The following is a 17,773-nucleotide window of genomic DNA, read 5'->3' as shown; positions in this document are numbered from 1 at the left end:
GACGCCTAACGCAACGGCCAAGGTCAAGGTTGCGACGATCACGACACGGCGCCACAAGCGGACCCTGACCGGGCGAAAAGACCCGGCCGTTTGGGAGTCGTGATGACCGTCACCTTCGCCGACATCGAGGCCGCCCGCGTCCGCATCGCGGGCCAGGTGGACCGCACGCCGACCCGTTATTCGCGCCGTCTGTCGCAACTGACCGGCGCCGAGGTCTGGGTGAAGTTCGACAATCTGCACTTCACCGGCAGTTTCAAGGAACGCGGCGCTCTGAACCGGCTGCTGCAACTGACCGCGGATGAGCGCAAGCGCGGCGTGGTCGCGGCCTCGGCAGGCAACCACGCCCAGGCCCTGGCCTATCACGGCGGACGGCTGGGCGTGCCCGTGACCATCGTCATGCCCGAGGGCACCCCCTTCGTGAAGATCGACGGCACCCGCGCGCACGGGGCCAATGTGGTGATCCACGGCCTGGACTTCTCCGGCTCGACCGAAGAGGCGCACCGGCTGCGGGACGAAGAGGGTTTCGTCTTCGTCTCGGCCTTCGATGATGCGGGCATCGTGGCGGGCCAGGGGGTCTGCGGCATTGAATTTCTGGAGGACGCGCCGGACCTGGACGCCCTGATCATCCCGATCGGCGGCGGCGGGCTGATCGCCGGATGCGCCATCGCGGCCAAGGCGATGAAGCCTTCGATCCGCATCTTCGGCGTCGAGGCGGCCATGTATCCGTCGTTCAGCGCGCGCCGTGCGGGCCAGCCGCCCAAATGCGGCGGCCAGACCATCGCCGAGGGCATCGCCATCAAGGCGGCGGGCGACGTGCCTTATGCGCTGGGCAATCCTCTGATCGAAGAAGTCCTGGTCTGCCAGGAGGCCGATTTTGAAAAGGGCGTGGCCTTCCTGGCCACCCTGGAGAAGACGGTGGCCGAGGGCGCGGGGGCCGGGGGCCTGGCGGCCCTTTTGGCCTATCCCGACAAATTCAAGGGCATGAAGGTCGGCATCGAGCTGACCGGCGGCAATATCGACGCCCGCATGTTGGCCGTGGTGTTGAACCGCGAACTGGTGCGCGAGCGGCGGTTGACCGTCTATCGCATCCTGTCGGACGACCGGCCGGGAATCCTGTCGGCCATGGCGGCGGTGATCGGCGGGGTCGGCGGCAACATCATCGACGTGGTGCACAACCGCCTGGCGCTGGACGTGCCGGCCAAGGGCGCCGAGTTCGACATCATGGTGGAAACGCGCGACAGCGCACACGCCGACGAGATCGGCCAGGCTTTGAAGGACAAGGGTTATGCGCTTCGCATGGGTTAGCGCCGTCACGGCCGCGCTGCTGCTGTCGGCCTGCGGGCGGGGCGAGGACCCGGCCAAGACGCTGGAGACCTCGGCCAAGGCGGCCGAGTTCTTCATGACCTCGAACGCCCGAAAGGCGGGCGTGCACACCCTGCCGTCGGGGCTGCAGTATGAAGTGGTGCAGTCGGGACCGACCGGCGGCGAAACCCCGGACAGCAACGACTGGGTCAAGGTCGACTATGAGGGCAAGCTGACCGACGGGACCATCTTCGACAGCTCCTTCGGCCGCGGCGCGCCCGTGATCTTCAGCCCCGAGGGCGTCGTGCCCGGCTGGACCGAGGCGTTGCAACGCATGAAGGTCGGCGACGAATGGATCCTTTATGTGCCGCCGGCCCTGGGCTATGGCGCGCAAGGCGGCCCGCCCGTCATTCCGCCGAACGCGGTGCTGGTGTTCCGCCTGCGCCTGTTGGACGTGGCCCCGACGCCGGGCGGCCGTCGCGGCGGCCCGACGGCGATGGGCTGACGATTTCCTTCTCTCCCCGCGGGAGAAGGGAGTTAGATGCGCCATTCCTTCCGCACATCCGCATCCGTCTCATCCCCTTCCCGCGCCATCCGCTCGGTGGCGAAGCCTTCGGGGAACAGGCGTGACAAGGCCCATGCCGCCGCGCCGCGCACCACGGGGGCGGGGTCGTCCAGCAGGGCGACGACCGGCGCGATCAGGGCCGGGTCGTCGCTGTTGCCCGCCGCGTACAGAACGTTGCGGATGAAGCGGTCGCGGCCGATGCGCTTGACCGGGCTTTTGGTGAACAGGGCGCGGAAGGCGGGGTCGTCCAGCGCCAAGAGATCGGCCAGGCGCGGCGAGACCAGGGCGTCGCGGGCCTGAAGCCGGCCCTCATGCGAGGCCTGGGCGAACTTGTTCCAGGGACAGACGGCCAGACAGTCGTCGCAGCCGTAGATGCGCGCACCGGTCGCCGTGCGGAACGCGACCGGCCAAGGCCCGGCGAACTCGATGGTCAGGTAGGACAGGCAGCGCCGGGCGTCGAGCTGGAACGGCGCGGGAAAGGCGTTCGTCGGGCAGGCGTCCAGACAGGCGCGGCATGAACCGCAGTGTTCGGTCTCCGGCTCGTCGGGCGTCAGGTCGGCGGCGCTCAGGATGACGCCCAGGAACAGCCAATTGCCGTGCTCGCGGCTGAGCAGATTGGTGTGCTTGCCCTGCCAGCCCAGGCCCGACCGCTGGGCCAGCGGCTTTTCCATCAGGGGGGCGGTGTCGACGAAGACCTTGACGTCCTGACCCGTGCGAGCGGCGATCTGGCCGGCCAGGGTCTTCAGCCGCCCCTTGATCAGTTCGTGATAGTCGTCGCCGCGCGCATAGACCGACAGATACCCGGCCGATCGGTCGGCCAGTTGCGGCAGGGGGTCCTCGCCCGGCCCGTAGTTCAGGCCCAGCACCACGGCCGAACGGGCGCCGTCCCACATGGCGGTGGGGTGGACGCGGCGCTCGCGGGTCGTCTCCATCCAGCCCATGTCGCCATGACGGCCCGCCTCGACGAAGGCGTGCAGGCGGTCGCCCGCCGCCCACGGCGCGGCCGCCGAGGCGAAGCGGCAGGCGTCGAAGCCCAGGGCCTGGGCCGCCTTGCGGATGTGGTCGCGCACATCCGTCATCCTCGGGCTTGTCCCGAGGACCCATGGTGGGTGTGGCTGGGGGGCGGACGATGGAGCACGAAAGAGGGCCGATGGCTGGGGTCGAGTCCGCACTTACCATGGGTCCTCGGGACAAGCCCGAGGATGACGAGGGAAATGGAACTCAGAAATCCAGTTCGGCGTACCACGCCGCCGGGGCGACGCCGGGGAAGCGATCGGCCAGCAGCGGGCGGAAACAGGGCCGGGACTTCAGCTTCATGTACCAGGTCTTGAGCGCCGGATAGGACCCCCAGGACACCTCGCCGAAATAGTCGAGCACCGACAGATGACCGGCCGCGACCAGATCGGCCTGGGACAGGCGGCGGCCCGCCAGCCAGTCGCGGGCGCCGGCCAGGGTCTCCAGCACGATCAGGTGGCCCTTCAAGGCCTCGCGGCCTTCGCGCAGCATCCGGGCCTCGGGCGGGCCGAGGCGCAGCAGCGGCTTCTCCATCCGTTCATGCAGCAGAACGGCGCCGACGTCGTCGGTGAAGCGGCGGTCGAACCAGGCGTTCAATCGGCGCGCCTCGGCCCGTTCGGCCGGATCGGCGGCCAGCAGCAGAGGCTCCTTGGACTGATCCTCTAGCCACCCCAGGACGGCGGCGGGTTCGCACAGGGTGACCGACTTGCCCTGGATCGAGGTCTGAACCACAGGCGGCATGCCCGACGGGTTCAGGGCGTGCAGCGGACAGTCCGGCTCCCACGGGCGGCAGGGGGTCTCGTCGAACGCGACCTTGGCCTCGCCCAGCGCCAGGCGCACGGCGCGCGAGCCGGGATCGAAGGCGAAATGATACAGGATGGTCGACGCCATTGCGACGTCATGGCCCATAGGGCCTTAAGCGGTCGTTTACTGCGTTGACGCGGGAACCGCCGTCTCCGGCCCGTGCGGGTCGGGATGGATCAGGATGTCCGCGCCGGGGCGGACGGCCAGGATGCGGTGCTCGGCCTCGACGACGATGTCGTGGGCGGCCATCAGGCTGAGCGTCGGGTCGAGATCGACGTGCATCTGGATCATCAGCGTCGTCCCGGCCATGCGCGTGCGCAACTGGTGCACGCCGGTGATGCGCGGATCGGCCATGACGGCGGTGGTGACGGCGATGCGATCCGCGTCTGGCACCTCTTTATCCAGCAGGTGGTCGGCGGATTCGCGCAACAGGCCGACAGCGCCCCAGAACAGCCAGACGGCCACCACCAGGCCGGCGGCGGCGTCCAGCCCCGGCGCGTTCAACCAGGCGCCCGAGACCACGCCGATCAGGACCACGGCGTTGGCGGCCATGTCGGCGGCGTAATGGGTGCGGTCGGCGGCCACGGCCATGGAGCCGGTCGCGGCCACGGCCCGGCTCTGACGCCAGATCAACCAGGCGGTCAGCAGGCTGGAGATCACGATGACGGCGACGCTCCAGCCGCCGCCCGTGACCGGCCGGGGTTCGACCATGCGGGCCACCGCCTCCCAGGCGATGAAGACGGCCGAGGCGAAGATCAGGCCCGACTGGACCAGGGCGGCCATGGCCTCGCCCTTGCCGTGGCCGTGGCGATGGTCGTCGTCGGCGGGCTGGGCGGCCCAGCGCACGGCGTAGAAGGTGGCCAGGGACGCGGCCAGGTCCAGCGCGGAGTCCGCCAGCGAGGCCAGGATGGACACCGAACCCGAGGCCCCCAGGGCGAAGGCCTTCAGCGCGATCAGGATCACGGCCACGATGACGGACAGCCGCGTGACCTCGCGATTGACCGCGTGGGGATCGGCGGATGGCGGGGCGGCGTCGGCGGTCATCGCCGTCCTTCTCGCCGAAAGCCGAAGCCTTGCCAATGGCGCGCTCGGAGATCGGTTAATCCTCGCGTCATGAAACCGCCGCATGGTCGGGCGCTCATGGATCGTCGATCTCGGGGGATCGACGTCACGGCGACGGATGGCGATGGAACGCTGGATCGCACGCGAGGAGGCGTTGACGCGTCTGGGGGTCAAGACCCAGACCCTGTACGCCTATGTCAGCCGCGGCCGCATCGCCGCCCGCCCCGACCCCGTCGATCCCCGTCGCAGCCAATACGACGCCCAGGACGTGGCCCGTCTGACCGGCGGCGAGGCGCCCCGGCCCATGCCCTTCGCCCGTGCGGCCGGGCGAGGCGAGGCCGAGATGCGCTCGGCCGTCAGCGTGGCGGCCGACGGGCGTCTGTTCTATCGCGGGCTGGACGCGGTCCAACTGTCGGACCAGGCGACGCTTGAGACGACGGCCCGGCTGTTGTGGGACGCGCGCGACAACCCCTTCGCCCTGGTCAAGCCGCGCGTGGACGCCGTGGGCGGCGCCCAGCCGCGTCAAAGACTGTTCGCCGTTCTGGCGCGGCGGGCGGTCGAGGGCGGGTCGAGCCGAGGTCTGGACCCGGCGGCCATGCGCGCCGAGGCGGCCTCGGTGCTGAACGAGGCGGTGGACGTCGTGGCCGGACCCGGTCCACGCCTGCATTTCCATCAACGGCTGGCGCGCGGCTGGAAGGTCGCGGAACGGGATCAGGACCTGTTGCGTCGCGCCCTGGTGCTGGCCGCCGATGCGCCGGTCGGCGACGCCGTGGTGGCCGCGCGCGCCGCCGCCGCCGGGGGCGCGCCCCTGGCCGGGGCGGCCCTGGCCGGCCTGACGACCCTGGCCGGATGCCCGACCGCCTCGGCGGTCGAGGCGGCGACCGCCGTGATCGTCGATGCGCGACGCGATTCGGGGCGACGGCTGGAGGCGGAGCGGATCGCGGGGCTGGACTTCACCGACCCGGCCTGGTCCCAAGGCGATCCGCGCGCCGCGGCCCTGTTGGCGCACGCGGCCCTGCCGCCCGATCTGGCGGCGGTGCGCGAGCGGGCCGAGGCCCTGGCGGATCGGCCCTCGGGCCTGGCCTTCGCCCTGGCCCTGGTCGGCCGCAAGCTGGAGCTGCCGCGCGAAGGGGCGCTGGACCTGCTGCTGATCGCGCGGTTGGCGGGCATGCTGGCCCACGCGCTGGATCAGGCGGCGGACGGCTCGCCTATTCGGGCGCGACTGCGCTATGTGGGACCCGAACCCGGCGCCAACTGAGCCGGACCTTTCCACGATAGCGGGGCGTCATGTCGGACTGGTTGGCGGCGATCATCCTGGGCCTGGTCGAGGGCCTGACCGAGTTCATTCCGGTCTCCTCCACGGGCCATCTGTTGCTGACCAAGGCGATTCTCGGCCTGCCCGACGAGCCGTGGAACACCTTCATCGTCATGATCCAGCTCGGCGCCATCCTGGCGGTGGTGGCGCTGTATTTCGGCCGACTGTGGAAGGTTCTGATCGGCCTGCCGGGCAAGGACCCGTCAGCACGGCGGTTCACGGTCTCGGTGCTGCTGGCCTTCCTGCCGTCGGCCATCGTCGGCCTGTTGTTCCATGATTTCATCAAGACGGTGCTGTTCAACCCGACCATCGTCTGCATCAGCCTGATCGTCGGCGGCTTCGCCCTGATCGCGCTGGAGCGCTGGGCGCCGAAACCCAGAAGCCATGACGCCATGGCTTTCGACTGGAAGACCTCGCTGGGCATCGGCCTGTGGCAATGCCTGTCGATCATTCCCGGCGTGTCGCGTTCGGGGGCCACCATCGTCGGCGGCCTGCTTCAGGGCGTGGACAAGAAGGCGGCGGCCGAGTTCAGCTTCTTTCTGGCCATACCCACCATGGTCGGCGCCTTCGCCCTGGACTTCTGGGAGAGCCGCGACCTGATGACGGCCGACTTCCTGCCGGTGCTGGGGATTGGTTTCGTGGTGTCGTTCCTGAGCGGCCTGGTGATCGTGAAGACGCTGATCGACTTCGTCGGCAAGCACGGCTTCGCGCCCTTCGCCTGGTGGCGCATCGTGGTCGGCGTGATCGGCCTGGCCCTGATCTGGACCGGAACGCTCTAGGCTTTTAGAGCGCCGGGCGTTCGGCGAACTGGCCGCCGACACGGTAGCGCCAGAGATAGGACGGGGCGATGGCCTCCAGCCCCGTGCCCTGGACGCCCAGCGCGTCCAGGCCCTGGGCGTCGGGGGCCACGACATTGTCGGTTTCGAGCATCAGCACCTGGTCCCGGGTCAGCAGCGGCGCAAAGCCGACCAGGGCGCTCATTTGCGCGGCCGAGCCGATGATGCGGGCCGCGAAGAAGGGCAGGGGGAACAACAGCCGATCGCGGCTGGTTTCGCGCAGGATCAGCCGCATCAGATCCTTGAAGCTGTAGACGGCCGGGCCGCCCAGTTCATAGGTCTGGCCCGCGACGTCGGGGCGGATCACGGCCTGGGCCACGGCCTCGGCCACGTCGCCGACATAGACGGGCTGGAACCGGGTCTCGCCGCCGCCGATCAGAGGCAGGACGGGCGACCAGGTCGCCATGGAGGCAAAGCGGTTCAGGAAGCCGTCGCCCATGCCGAAGACGATCGACGGACGCAGGATCACCGCGTCGGGGCGAATGCGCCGCGTCAGGACCTCGGCCTCGGCCTTGGAACGGGCATAGGCGGCGGGGCTGTGGCTGTCGGCGCCGATGGAGGAGACCTGGACCAGACGGTCGATCTTGGCCGTCCGGGCGGCCGTGGCGATGGTTTCGGCGGCGTCGACGTGCAGTTTGCGGAAGCTGCGGCCGGGGGCTTCATACAGCGTGCCGACCAGATTGACCGCGGCGTCGGCGCCCTTGAGCGCCAGGGCCACGTCCTCGGGCCGGGTCACGTCGCAGCGCATCAGTTGGATCTGGCCCACGTCGCCCAGAGGCTGAAGCTCATTGGCGGTGACCGGATTGCGCACGGCGACGCGGATGCGCCAGCCCTTCTTGGCCAGGGCGCGCACGGCCTGGGCGCCGATGAAGCCGGAGCCGCCGAACACGGTCACCAGACCCGAACCGAAAACAGCCATCATGCGCTCCAGAATTGCGTGACCGGGGTTTAGGCGATGTGCCGGTGAGCCGCAACGCACCACGATCACCCCCTCCGCCGAGGGGGTGAGGGGTCATTGTTTCCGATACACCACCACGCCGTCGACCACCGTCAGCACCGCGTGGCCTTTCGGAATGTCGGCGAAGGGGGCGGTCATCAGATCGACCGAGAAGGCGGTCAGATCGGCGCGCTTGCCGACCTCTATGGTGCCCAGTTCGGCTTCGCGGAAGCTGGCGTAGGCGGGCCACAGGGTGAACATCTTCAGCGCCGTGGCGCGGTCCACCGCCTCGTTCGGACGCCAGTCGGGACCCTGGAAGCCGTTCAGGTCGCGGCGGGCGACGGCGGCGTAGAATTCGATCAGGGGATCGCCCCGTTCGACCGGCGCGTCCGACCCGCCGACGACCGGCAGACCCAGCGCCGCCAGACTGTGCCAGGCATAGGCGCCGTCCAGCCGCGCGTCACCCAGACGGGCCGGGGCGAAATGCAGATCGCCGATGGCGTGGCTAGGCTGCATCGAGGGGATCACCCCCAGGCCGGTGAACATCACCTCGTCGCGCGGCCGCAGGATCTGAGCGTGCTCGATGCGCCAGCGCGGATCACGGACGCGGCGCTGGTCCGGCGGAACCTCGCCCATGGCCTGGAGGTACCAGTTCAGCACCTCCGAATTGCCCCGGTCGCCGATGGCGTGGGTGGCGACCTGGATGCCCGCGCGCAGAGCCTCGCGATACAGGGGGGCCATTTCCTCGGCCGTCGTCTGCATCAGGCCCGAGGTGTGAAGGGCGTCGGCATAGGGGGCGAACAGGGCCGCGCCCCGCGAACCCAGGGCGCCGTCGGCGTAGAATTTGATCGCGCGGGTGACGACCCGGCCGTCGGCGACGCTGCGCGGACCCTGGGCGATCAGCTCGCGGGCGCCGTCGGGGGTGATGCTGTTGTACAGGCGCAAGGGCGCCTCGCCCGCCTCGGCCATCTGCTCCAACATGGGGATGTCGCCCCAGGGCGCGCTCATGAAATGCAGGCCGGTCCAGCCATAGGCGGTCTCGACCCGGAAACCGGCGCGATAGGCGTTCCGTTTCGCCGCAGCATCCTGCTGCGGCGTCAGGTGGGCGACCAATTGCTCGGCCGCGTCGATCAGCAGGCCGGTGGGCGCGCCGTCGGTCTCGCGGTGGATCTCGCCGCCGAAGGGGGCCTGGGTCTGGGTGGTGATCCCGGCGGCCTGAAGCGCCGGGGTGGAGACGGCCACGGCGTGACCATCGGCCCGGCTCAACAGAACGATCCGGCCGGGCGCCGCGGCGTCCAGGTCGTGGCGGTTCAGGAAGCGGCCTTCGGGCCAGTGGGTCTCGATCCAGCCGCGCCCGACGATGGGACCGTCCGGGTGCGTCTCGGCCCAGGTCTTCAGCCGCTGCATGGCCTCGGCGATCGAGGCGGCGCCTTCCAGGTTCAGCGTCAGCTCGCGCCAGCCGATCCCGTCCAGATGGGCGTGGCCGTCGGTGAAGCCGGGGAACAGCGCCGCCCCCTTCAGATCGACGGTCGGGACGTCGGCCGGAACGGCGGGCTGATCGGCCAGGGCGCCGACCCAGGCGATGCGGCCGTCACGCACCAACACGGCCTCGGCGGGCGCGGCGCCATCGACGCCCGTATAGATCGGCCCGCCCCGGATCAGCAGATCCTGCGCCGCCGCCGGAGCGGCGATCAGCAGGGCGAGGGCGGCCAGGGCGGCGGCGGACCTCACTGCGGCTTGCCCACCACCGCATCGACCGAACCGGTGGTCACCGGGTGATACAGCGGCCGGGCCTCGGCGTAGATCCGGGTGGCGATCGGCCGACCCCAGTCGCCCTCGTTCCACAGGGTGGTGAACAGAGGCAGGACGAATTTGCGCCGCCCCATGGTGGTCAGGAAGCGTTCGGCCGTGGCGACCGAGGGCTGATAGCGGTGGGCCAGGGCGATCTGCAGCCAGGCGAAGGTCAGTTCGCTGTTGCCCTCATTGGCCAGGTTCAGGGTGCGCTCCAGATCGGCCAGTTGACCCTCGGTCAGCCAGTCGGTCCCGGCCGCCAGACCTTGCGGACGCCAGTTCAGGAAACGCTGGCGCTGCTGGGTGTTCCATCCGGCCCAGGGCACGGCCGAGGCCGGACCCTTGTCGGCGTAGAAGGCGCGGGCGGCGGCGTCGACGGCCACGAAGGCGTCGGACACTGGCGGGACCCAGTTGGACGGCATGCCCGGCTGATAGATCCAGGCGTCCATCATCAGTTGCGACTCCAGCGTCGCATCGCCCTTGATCAGGTTCTCGCGGATGTCCTTCAGGAAGCCCTCGGTGGTCATGGGCTGGAAGGCGTGACGGTCGAAATAGCCGCGCAGCCAGGCGTCGAACCGCTGGCGGCCCGCGATGCGTTCGATGGTGCGCAGGAAAGCGGCGCCCTTCTCATAGGCGATGTCGGTCAGGCCGTCGTCGGGATCGCGCCCGGTCAGGTCGATCTTCAGCCGGGTGTCGGCGGCGGGCAGGCTGGCCAGGGTGCGTTGCAGATCGCCCCAGCCCAGCACCTGCTCCTGCATGGCGCGGTCGCGGCCATAGACCGACTCCATGATCCGGTTCTCGAAATAGACGGTGAAGCCCTCGTTCAGCCAGAAGTCTGACCAGGTGGCGTTGGTCACCAGATTGCCCGACCAGCTATGCGCCAGTTCGTGCGCCACCAGGCTGACCAGCGACCGATCCCCGGCGATGATGGTCGGGGTGGCGAAGGTCATGCGGGGATTCTCCATCCCCCCGAACGGGAAGCTGGGCGGCAGGACCAGAAGATCGTAGCGGCCCCAGCGATAGGGTCCGTACAGGGCCTCGGCCTTGTCGACCATGTCGGCGGTGGGAACCAGTTCGTCATGGGCGGCGCGCAGACGCGACGGCTCGGTCCAGACGCCGGTGCGTTCGTCGATGCCCTCGAAGGCGATGTCGCCGACGCCGACCGCGATCAGATAGGGCGGCACCGGATTCGGTTCGCGGAAACGCCAGGCGGTGCGGCCCGCGCCCGCCGCCTCGCCGCGCGGGGTCAGGGCCTCGGCCGACATGACCACCTTCAGGTCCGACGGCGCCGTGATGCGGGCGCTCCAGGTCTGACGGATGCCGGGGCTGTCCTGGGTCGGCACCCAGGTGCGGGTCAGGATGGCCTGGCCCTGGCTGAACAGATAGGGCTTTTGGCCGCCCGCCGTCTGGCTGGGGTTGAGCCATTGCAGGGCGGCGGCATCGGGACGGGTGGCGTAGTCGACAATGAAACGGCGACGCTCACCGGCCGCGAAGGCGGGGAAGTGGACCCGCACCGCCTGGCCCAGGATGGGGTCGTTCTCGCCCATCATGAAATGCAGGGCGCGGCCCTGGCCGTCCTTGATCGAGCGGATGTCCAGGTTGCGGGCGTCCAGGATCAGCTCGGTCGCCCCCGGCTCGGCCGTGACGTCCAGGGTCGCCGCGCCCGACAGCACCTTGGCGTCGAAGTCGGCGCTCAGGTCCAGGTCGACATGGACCACGCGGGCGATCTCGGGCCGGGCGTGGGAGTGGATGTCGCGGACGTATTCAAACGGCGTCGCAGCCGCGGCGACGGGCGGCGGCGGGGTCGCGTCCGCTTGGCCGGGCATCAGACCGCTCAACTGGGCGCAGGCCCCGAGGCTGGTGGACAGCATGAGGGCGGAGGCCAGACCGGCCGTCTTGCGGAACATGGGCGTTTCCTCGTCTTGGTTCGGTGCGGACAACGCCCCGAACCGGACGAAAGATCAAGTCGCGGGCGCGTGAGGCCGCGCGTTGCGCGCCGTGAACAACCGCCCGCCCTCTGCCCAGAACGAAAAGCCGATGGCGACCAGGCCGCACACGGCGACACCCGTCGCCATGGGGGTGGCGCTGTTCGAGAACTGCTGGCCGATGGCGAAGCCCAGCAACGAGCCGAAGGTGGTCGAAATGAAGCCCTGGGCCGAACTGGCCGTGCCGGCGATATGGCCCATCGGCTCCATGGCCATGGATCCCATGTTCCCGGCGATGAAGCCGAAGCAGAACATGGTCAGCCCCTGCAACAGGGCGAAGGTCCAGAGGGTCTCGAAGCCGAGCGCCGAGACCGTCGCATGGATCGCGGCGACCCCGGTGAAGGCGATCAGGGCCGTGTGGGCGATCAGCCGACTGCCCAGACGCTCGACGAAGGTCGCGTTCAGCAGCGTGCCCCCGGCGATGCCTCCGGCGATCCCGGCGAAGACCAGGGGAAAGACGTCGGCCGCGTCGAACACGTGCTCGAAGATCTGCTGCGACGAGTTGATGAAGCCGAACAGCGCCCCGGTGATCGCCGTCATGGCCAGGGTATAGCCGATGGACTGGCGGTTGGTCAGGGCCTGGCGGAAGGCCCCGGCGATGCGCGCGGGCTGGATCGGCAGACGGTCCTCGGGGTGCAGGGTTTCGAGCAGACGCAGCGCCGCCCAGACCATCACCGCCGATCCCGCCAACGCCAGGACGCCGAAGATCCATGGCCAGGGCGCCACGGTCAGCACCGCCGCCCCGATGCTGGGCGCCAGGATCGGCACGCCCAGGAAGACCAGGAAGCTCAGCGACATGACCCGCGCCATGGTGCGTCCCTGATACCGGTCGCGCACGATGGAGACGGCCAGAACCCGCAGCGACGCGGCCCCGACGCCCGTGCCGATGCGCGCCAGGATCAGGGTCTCGAAAGTCGGGGCGAAGGCGGCCAGAGCGCTGAACAGCACATAGAGGCCGACGCCGATCATCAATATCGGCTTGCGGCCATAGCGGTCGGCTAGCGGTCCATAGATCACCTGGCTGACGCCGAAGCCCAGCAGATAGGCGGTGATGATCCATTGCCGGTCGTTCTCGCGCACGACGCCCAGGGCCTCGCCGATCATCGGCAGGGCGGGCAGCATGGCGTCGATCGCCAGGGCGTTCAGCGCCATCAGACAGGCGATCAGACAGACGAATTCGGGAAAGCCCGGCCCCTTGGGCGCAGTGTCGGCGATGGGCGGGGTCATCGAGACCAGATGGGCGCCCCGCCACGGGCCGCAAGACACGGCGCGGCCAAAATTCGGGACGACCGAATGGTGCGGGTGGTCGGACTCGAACCGACACTCCTTGCGGAACCGGATTTTGAGTCCGGCGCGTCTACCAGTTTCACCACACCCGCACAGGTCCGGTTCAAGGCGGCGCAATCTAGCGATGGCGCGCCGTGGCGCAAGCGGTCAATGACCGGCGCGCTGACGTTGATCGCTGAGGCGGGTGGCGCCGGCGCCGGAGCGGCTTGTGTCACGGTTGACTGTGAGATCATGTCGCCTGTTCGACCTACCCGGCGTCTTCGGTAGAGCCGTTGCAGGCTTGAATTTCAATTTTACGGGGCCTCCCTCCGACTGCCGCTCAAAGGCTCAGCCTGTAGGTATAGGGAGAAGCTGATCATGGGGTCCGTTCCGCTCGGTTCGGCCGCTCGGGGCGTCAGTCTGGCGTCGCGCGCGCTACGCAAGACTTCGGCGCCGAAATTGAAGCCGACAGGGTATTCGGTGTCCACGATGCAGTCGCGTAGGGTGCCGTCAGGCATGACGTAGCAACTCAGGGCGACCTGGCCACTTTCGACGCCGCGCTGAAGAGCGGTCTCGGGATACTGGGGGACCGGACGGTGCACCCAGGTGGGCGGTGCGGAGCTAGGTGGAGGACTTTCGGCTTGGTCCGCCATCAGGCGTTGCGCGCGCACGGCGACGTCACGATCACTGGATAAAGCTGCGCCGCAGGCGCTCAACACACGGCCGACAGTCGGCGACATGACCGGGGCGTGCAGCCGATATCGGCGAGACGGCTGACTGTCCCGAACCGTCAAAACGAGTTCGCCGCCTGCCATCAGGGTGCGCATGGTCATGGCGTTCAAGTCCGCGACAGCGCCGTCGCTCACCGCGCGCCACCGCGAAAGCTTGACGTCGCCGTACTCGAGCGACAGCGCCCGCGTTTCGGTTGTGGCTGGGGGCAAGTCGCCGATGACCACCTGTAGGAACCCGGAGGCGCAACGCGCGGTTAAGGTGGGCGCGCCTTCATAGGCGAGCACGGCCTGAGTCAACCCGAGTTGCGAAGCTTGATGCAGGTCCCAGTCATCCCCCGCGTCCTGAGCCAGGGCGGGAAGGGCCAGGGCCGAGACGGCAAGCAGGGTGATGACCGCCCTCATGCCGTCGTCTCCACATGGGCGTCGGTTCCGCCGGACTGGATGCGGCGCGCGCGGATGTACATCTCGACCCGCTGCATCACGATCATCGCCGCCACGAACAGCAGGAAGGCGTCGGCGACCGCCATGGCGCTGAGACCCAGGGAGGCGGCGTGCGGCTCCAGCCAGGCGCTGAGCGCGCGGCGGCCCAGCAACAGGCCGATGATCAGGATCAGGCCGACCGGCGAGGCCTGGGCCTTCAGCACGCCGTCGGCGTGTTTTTCGATGGTCGTCATCTTGCCCCGCCACCAGCCGGCCACGCCGCCCAGCAGCACCCCGGCCGCCAGCACGGTCCAGTCCAGCGGCGTGAAGGGCGCGTGCGAAAGACCCGGCTGCATCCAGGTTCCCCAGATGGCGAGGGCCATCAGGGCGCACATCAGGACCGGCATGATCCACATCCGCTGAGGATGCAGGACGCGCGGCCGCCGGTTGCGCAACAACATCAGCGGCAGCATGACCGCGATCACGATCAGCGGGATGTAGTGCTGCGGGTCCATCAGGCCCTCCCAGAGCTTAGGGAGCCGAGCCTATGCGGTTCCGGCGGCGCGGAAAAGCGGGACCGGTCAGCCGACCGGCCGCACCGTCTGGTCGATGGCGCCGAAGATGGAGTGATGGCGGTCGTCCAGCATTTCGATGCGCACGGTGTCGCCGTGTTTCAGGAACGGGGTCTCGGGCTTGCCGCGCAGGATGGTCTCGACCATCCGCACCTCGGCGATGCAGCTATAGCCCAGGCCGCCCTCGGCCACCGGACGGCCGGGACCGCCGTCGGCGTCGCGGTTGGACACGGTGCCCGAACCGATCACCGAACCGGCGCCCAGCGACCGCGTCTTGGCCAGGTGGGCGATCAGGGTTCCGAAATCGAAGGTCATGTCGACCCCGGCGTCGGCGCGGCCGAAATCCTGGCCGTTGACCTGGACCGACAAGGCGCCGCTGAGCTTGCCGTCCTTCCAGCGGTCTCCGAGCGCGTCTGGCGTCACGAAGACAGGCGAGAGGGCGCTGGCCGGCTTGGACTGGACGAAGCCGAAACCCTTGGCCAGTTCGCCGGGGATCAGGTTGCGCAAGCTGACGTCGTTGACCAGGCCGACCAGGCGGATGTGATCCAGCGCCTGTTCGCGGGTCACGCCCTGGGGCGTGTCGCCGACGACGACGACGATTTCGGCCTCCAGGTCGCAGCCCCAGGCTTCGTCGACCAGGGGAATGTCGTCGCGCGGACCCAGCATGGAATCCGAGCCGCCCTGATACATCAAGGGGTCGGTCCAGAAGCTGTCGGGCATTTCGGCGCCGCGCGCTTTGCGCACCAGTTCGACGTGATTCACATAGGCCGAGCCGTCGGCCCACTGATAGGCGCGCGGCAGGGGGGCGGCGGCCTCACGTTCATGGAAGCGGCCGCGCGGCACGGCCTCGTGCTCCAGGCTCGCGGCCAGAGCGCGCAGGCGGGGTTCGCAGCGGTCCCAGTCATCCAGCGCCGCCTGCAAGGTCGGGGCGATCAGGAAGGCGTCGGTGAACCAGTTCAGGTCGTCCGAAACGACCACCAGGCGACCGTCGCGGCCATGCTTCAGAGAGGCGAGCTTCATGAGACCGGCTTAGGCGGTTTCCGCGCGGAGGGGAACCAGGGTCCGTGCATGATGAGAAAAACAGGGTCTATCGAGTCTATGGCGTCTATCGCGCCTACCGCGTGCGGACCCTAGTCCGCCGACAGTTCGTCATGGGCGGCGCGCAGTTCGCCGATGCGGTCGGCCTTGTGCCGCCAATGCTCGTTCAGGTCGGCGACGGCCAGCCGCAGGGCGTGGTCGCGCTCACGCGGGGTCAGGGGCGAAGGCTTGTGCGGCTTGTGGTCGTCGCCATGACCCTTGTCGCCGTGGGTCGGCGCGCCGTTGATGATGGTGACCTGGGTCACCGGTCCCGCCTCATGCCGGGTTTCGGCGACGTGGTCGTCGTGATGGGCGTCGTCGTGGCCGTGGCCGTGATCGTCATGGCCGCCGTGGTGATCGTCGTGGCCGTGCGAATCGTGCGCTTCCCCCTGAAGCGCCGCCTTCAAGGCCGCAACGGGACCGGCCAGGCCGCCCGCCAGTTTCAAGGTCGCGCCCAGCCGTTTGTCGATGACCTTCTTCAGATCTTCGGCCTTGCCGATCAGGGCGGCGCCGTCGGCCTTCATGGCCGCTTTCAAGGCGTCGTCGACGGCTTTCCAGATCGTGTCGGCGTCGTCGCGGCGGCGCGGCGACTGGGCCTCCTTCAGGAACCAGCCCAGGGCGAACAGGGCCAGGCCCAGCAACACCAGCAGGGCCAACATCATCGGCGGCAGGCTGAACAGGACGTGGGCGTTCACCGGCTCGAAGGCCCGATCCGCGCCGAAATCCGCTCCGTTCACTGGCACGCCCATGCGGATGCTCCCTCTACTGGAGCCATCTTGCCTGCCGAATGGCGACCCGCAAGGAAAAGGTTAACGGGCCAGGGTGCGGCGGGCTTCGGCGCCGGTGCGGCCGGCCAGGTCGCGCACCTCGACCTCGACCACGACGGGACCCTGAGGGGTTTCGGCCCAGAGGTAGCGCCGCTCCACCTCGACCTCGCGGCCGGAGGGGGCGAAGCCGACGAAACTGTCGCCCCACGGCGTGATCTTCAGGATTTCGGCGAAAGGCAGGGCGCAGGCGGCGGCCAGTTCCTCTTCAGCCATGATGGACAGTTCGTCGGCGGACGCCGTCATGATCCGCTCTCGAAGGTCGTGAGGGCGCGCTGGGTGGCGGCCTGCAAGGCGGCCTCGGCCCGCCGATCCAGGCTTCCGTCGTCACTGATGCGCATGGCCGTCAGCTTGCGTTGCGCCTCGATGTCATAGGCCGCGATCAGGCCGGCCAGCTCGGCGCGGCTGAACGTCTGGGCGTATCTGACCGCCGACAGTTGCAATATGCGATCGGTCAGCGTCGCCAGTTCAGCGTTGATGATGGTCGTCAGGCGGGCGCGATCTTCCGCGGGCAGGGTGTTGACCTCGATGTGCTTGTTGATCTCCCGGGCGATCAGGATGCGGTGGTTCTTGCGCACGAAGCTGATGGCCGTCTCGGCCGTGCCGTCGGCCTCCAACAGGCTGCGGGCAAGGGCGATGCGCTGGATCAGGGCCGTGTCCGCATCGGACGGATTGGCGGCGGCGGGGGTCGGCGCCGCCCCCGCGTTATAGGTGTTGATGGAGGCGACCACGGCGTCGACCATATAGTTTTGGATCTCGGCCCCTTCCGTGTCGGCGCCCTCGAATCTGGCGGCGTTGTAGCGCACGGCCGCCGGGCTTTGGTTGACGGTGATCAGTTCCGATATCTCGGCTTCGGTGAAGCCTGTGGACTGGGTGCGGGCGATGTCGTTCAGCACATTTTCCAGCTCGGCGCTGAACACCGAGGCCGTGACGGCGTCCAGCCGGGTTTGTTCGGCCGAGGTCAGGGGCGACCCCTTACGTTCGACGGCGCTCTGGGCGACGGCCGCGCGCATGGCGGCGACGGCTTGTCTGGCGTTGTGCGCGACGCCGTTGGCCTCCATCAGGTCGCGATAGAGCGCCACCTGGCGATCGGACGGCGCTTGGGCCGCGGCGGTCGCGGGCAGGGCCGCGGCTATGGTCAGGGCGAAGCAGCCTATGGCGGCGGCGGCGAACAGGGCGCGGATCGATTTCATCATGGCCTCCCCCCAGTGTCGCCGGATCATCACCGGAAACGGTTCAAGAGATCAATGTTCGTCAGAGCGGGCGACGGCC

General features: G+C 69.1%; 17 protein-coding genes and 1 tRNA gene. 4 read left to right on the top strand and 14 right to left on the bottom strand.

Annotated features, from left to right (window positions below):
• Positions 1 to 102 precede the first annotated feature (102 nt).
• Together V7D63_RS07535 and V7D63_RS07530 are read left to right on the top strand one after the other, a co-directional pair.
• Complete coding sequence (locus V7D63_RS07535) at positions 103 to 1,305, top strand: threonine ammonia-lyase (RefSeq protein ID WP_333591652.1); 1,203 nt, start codon at positions 103 to 105, stop codon at positions 1,303 to 1,305.
• On the top strand, positions 1,286 to 1,807 hold the full coding sequence (locus V7D63_RS07530; RefSeq protein WP_333591651.1) for an FKBP-type peptidyl-prolyl cis-trans isomerase: 522 nt from the start codon (positions 1,286 to 1,288) through the stop codon (positions 1,805 to 1,807). Before V7D63_RS07535 ends, V7D63_RS07530 begins: the two co-directional genes overlap by 20 nt.
• A gap of 32 nt (positions 1,808 to 1,839) precedes the next feature.
• On the opposite strand, the gene queG is transcribed toward V7D63_RS07530, so the two are convergent.
• The 3 genes from queG to V7D63_RS07515 all read right to left on the bottom strand — a co-directional run bounded on the left by queG (position 1,840) and on the right by V7D63_RS07515 (position 4,729).
• Positions 1,840 to 2,946: a tRNA epoxyqueuosine(34) reductase QueG gene (gene queG, locus V7D63_RS07525; RefSeq protein WP_333591650.1), complete on the bottom strand. Its 1,107-nt coding sequence runs from the start codon at positions 2,944 to 2,946 to the stop codon at positions 1,840 to 1,842.
• Positions 2,947 to 3,088: 142 nt separating this feature from the next.
• On the bottom strand, positions 3,089 to 3,772 hold the full coding sequence (fzlA, locus tag V7D63_RS07520) for an FtsZ-binding protein FzlA (RefSeq protein ID WP_333591649.1): 684 nt from the start codon (positions 3,770 to 3,772) through the stop codon (positions 3,089 to 3,091).
• Positions 3,773 to 3,808: 36 nt separating this feature from the next.
• Positions 3,809 to 4,729: a cation diffusion facilitator family transporter gene (locus V7D63_RS07515; RefSeq protein ID WP_333591648.1), complete on the bottom strand. Its 921-nt coding sequence runs from the start codon at positions 4,727 to 4,729 to the stop codon at positions 3,809 to 3,811.
• 142 nt (positions 4,730 to 4,871) lie between these two features.
• Between V7D63_RS07515 and V7D63_RS07510 the strand changes: the two genes are divergently transcribed.
• Together V7D63_RS07510 and V7D63_RS07505 are read left to right on the top strand one after the other, a co-directional pair.
• Entirely contained in the window at positions 4,872 to 6,005 is a 1,134-nt protein-coding gene (locus tag V7D63_RS07510) for a citrate/2-methylcitrate synthase (protein WP_333591647.1), read from the top strand.
• A 29-nt stretch (positions 6,006 to 6,034) separates the two neighbouring features.
• The gene (locus tag V7D63_RS07505) at positions 6,035 to 6,841 is read left to right on the top strand and encodes an undecaprenyl-diphosphate phosphatase (RefSeq protein WP_333591646.1); all 807 of its coding nucleotides are present in this window, start codon (positions 6,035 to 6,037) and stop codon (positions 6,839 to 6,841) included.
• A gap of 4 nt (positions 6,842 to 6,845) precedes the next feature.
• Here V7D63_RS07505 and V7D63_RS07500 read toward each other — a convergent pair whose 3' ends face one another.
• The 11 genes from V7D63_RS07500 to V7D63_RS07450 form a co-directional block, all read right to left on the bottom strand.
• The gene (locus tag V7D63_RS07500; protein ID WP_333591645.1) at positions 6,846 to 7,817 is read right to left on the bottom strand and encodes a complex I NDUFA9 subunit family protein; all 972 of its coding nucleotides are present in this window, start codon (positions 7,815 to 7,817) and stop codon (positions 6,846 to 6,848) included.
• 93 nt (positions 7,818 to 7,910) lie between these two features.
• Positions 7,911 to 9,566: an amidohydrolase gene (locus V7D63_RS07495; RefSeq protein ID WP_333591644.1), complete on the bottom strand. Its 1,656-nt coding sequence runs from the start codon at positions 9,564 to 9,566 to the stop codon at positions 7,911 to 7,913.
• Positions 9,563 to 11,533, bottom strand: a complete 1,971-nt coding sequence (locus tag V7D63_RS07490) for a M1 family metallopeptidase (RefSeq protein WP_333591643.1) — start codon at positions 11,531 to 11,533, stop codon at positions 9,563 to 9,565. Before V7D63_RS07490 ends, V7D63_RS07495 begins: the two co-directional genes overlap by 4 nt.
• A gap of 54 nt (positions 11,534 to 11,587) precedes the next feature.
• Entirely contained in the window at positions 11,588 to 12,838 is a 1,251-nt protein-coding gene (locus V7D63_RS07485) for a multidrug effflux MFS transporter (RefSeq protein WP_333591642.1), read from the bottom strand.
• A gap of 67 nt (positions 12,839 to 12,905) precedes the next feature.
• A tRNA-Leu gene (locus V7D63_RS07480) sits at positions 12,906 to 12,990 on the bottom strand.
• Positions 12,991 to 13,191: 201 nt separating this feature from the next.
• The gene (locus tag V7D63_RS07475) at positions 13,192 to 14,010 is read right to left on the bottom strand and encodes an energy transducer TonB (protein WP_333591641.1); all 819 of its coding nucleotides are present in this window, start codon (positions 14,008 to 14,010) and stop codon (positions 13,192 to 13,194) included.
• Positions 14,007 to 14,543, bottom strand: coding sequence for a DUF1453 domain-containing protein (locus tag V7D63_RS07470; protein ID WP_333591640.1), 537 nt, complete (start codon positions 14,541 to 14,543; stop codon positions 14,007 to 14,009). The genes V7D63_RS07475 and V7D63_RS07470 overlap by 4 nt, the downstream gene beginning before the upstream one ends.
• A gap of 66 nt (positions 14,544 to 14,609) precedes the next feature.
• Positions 14,610 to 15,620, bottom strand: coding sequence for a fumarylacetoacetate hydrolase family protein (locus V7D63_RS07465; protein ID WP_333591639.1), 1,011 nt, complete (start codon positions 15,618 to 15,620; stop codon positions 14,610 to 14,612).
• A 110-nt stretch (positions 15,621 to 15,730) separates the two neighbouring features.
• Positions 15,731 to 16,426, bottom strand: a complete 696-nt coding sequence (locus tag V7D63_RS07460) for a hypothetical protein (RefSeq protein ID WP_333591638.1) — start codon at positions 16,424 to 16,426, stop codon at positions 15,731 to 15,733.
• A 60-nt stretch (positions 16,427 to 16,486) separates the two neighbouring features.
• On the bottom strand, positions 16,487 to 16,747 hold the full coding sequence (locus V7D63_RS07455) for a hypothetical protein (RefSeq protein ID WP_333591637.1): 261 nt from the start codon (positions 16,745 to 16,747) through the stop codon (positions 16,487 to 16,489).
• The gene (locus V7D63_RS07450) at positions 16,744 to 17,694 is read right to left on the bottom strand and encodes a hypothetical protein (protein ID WP_333591636.1); all 951 of its coding nucleotides are present in this window, start codon (positions 17,692 to 17,694) and stop codon (positions 16,744 to 16,746) included. The genes V7D63_RS07455 and V7D63_RS07450 overlap by 4 nt, the downstream gene beginning before the upstream one ends.
• Between the last annotated feature and the right edge of the window lie 79 nt (positions 17,695 to 17,773).

This window comes from Brevundimonas sp., assembly GCF_036732845.1.
Classification (GTDB): domain Bacteria; phylum Pseudomonadota; class Alphaproteobacteria; order Caulobacterales; family Caulobacteraceae; genus Brevundimonas.
Note: the sequence above shows the minus strand (reverse complement) of the source record. Positions and strands in the feature narration are given on the sequence as shown.

Bases quoted from the DNA above. Each gene is read 5' to 3' on its own strand.
- V7D63_RS07500 (WP_333591645.1), bottom strand. From the start codon at position 7,817: ATGGCTGTTTTCGGTTCGGGTCTGGTGACCGTGTTCGGCGGCTCCGGC.
- V7D63_RS07470 (WP_333591640.1), bottom strand. From the start codon at position 14,543: ATGGACCCGCAGCACTACATCCCGCTGATCGTGATCGCGGTCATGCTG.
- V7D63_RS07490 (WP_333591643.1), bottom strand. From the start codon at position 11,533: ATGTTCCGCAAGACGGCCGGTCTGGCCTCCGCCCTCATGCTGTCCACC.
- queG (WP_333591650.1), bottom strand. From the start codon at position 2,946: ATGACGGATGTGCGCGACCACATCCGCAAGGCGGCCCAGGCCCTGGGC.
- V7D63_RS07530 (WP_333591651.1), top strand. From the start codon at position 1,286: ATGCGCTTCGCATGGGTTAGCGCCGTCACGGCCGCGCTGCTGCTGTCG.
- V7D63_RS07455 (WP_333591637.1), bottom strand. From the start codon at position 16,747: ATGACGGCGTCCGCCGACGAACTGTCCATCATGGCTGAAGAGGAACTG.
- V7D63_RS07460 (WP_333591638.1), bottom strand. From the start codon at position 16,426: ATGGGCGTGCCAGTGAACGGAGCGGATTTCGGCGCGGATCGGGCCTTC.
- V7D63_RS07505 (WP_333591646.1), top strand. From the start codon at position 6,035: ATGTCGGACTGGTTGGCGGCGATCATCCTGGGCCTGGTCGAGGGCCTG.
- V7D63_RS07450 (WP_333591636.1), bottom strand. From the start codon at position 17,694: ATGAAATCGATCCGCGCCCTGTTCGCCGCCGCCGCCATAGGCTGCTTC.
- V7D63_RS07515 (WP_333591648.1), bottom strand. From the start codon at position 4,729: ATGACCGCCGACGCCGCCCCGCCATCCGCCGATCCCCACGCGGTCAAT.
- fzlA (WP_333591649.1), bottom strand. From the start codon at position 3,772: ATGGCGTCGACCATCCTGTATCATTTCGCCTTCGATCCCGGCTCGCGC.
- V7D63_RS07535 (WP_333591652.1), top strand. From the start codon at position 103: ATGACCGTCACCTTCGCCGACATCGAGGCCGCCCGCGTCCGCATCGCG.
- V7D63_RS07510 (WP_333591647.1), top strand. From the start codon at position 4,872: ATGGAACGCTGGATCGCACGCGAGGAGGCGTTGACGCGTCTGGGGGTC.
- V7D63_RS07485 (WP_333591642.1), bottom strand. From the start codon at position 12,838: ATGACCCCGCCCATCGCCGACACTGCGCCCAAGGGGCCGGGCTTTCCC.
- V7D63_RS07475 (WP_333591641.1), bottom strand. From the start codon at position 14,010: ATGAGGGCGGTCATCACCCTGCTTGCCGTCTCGGCCCTGGCCCTTCCC.
- V7D63_RS07465 (WP_333591639.1), bottom strand. From the start codon at position 15,620: ATGAAGCTCGCCTCTCTGAAGCATGGCCGCGACGGTCGCCTGGTGGTC.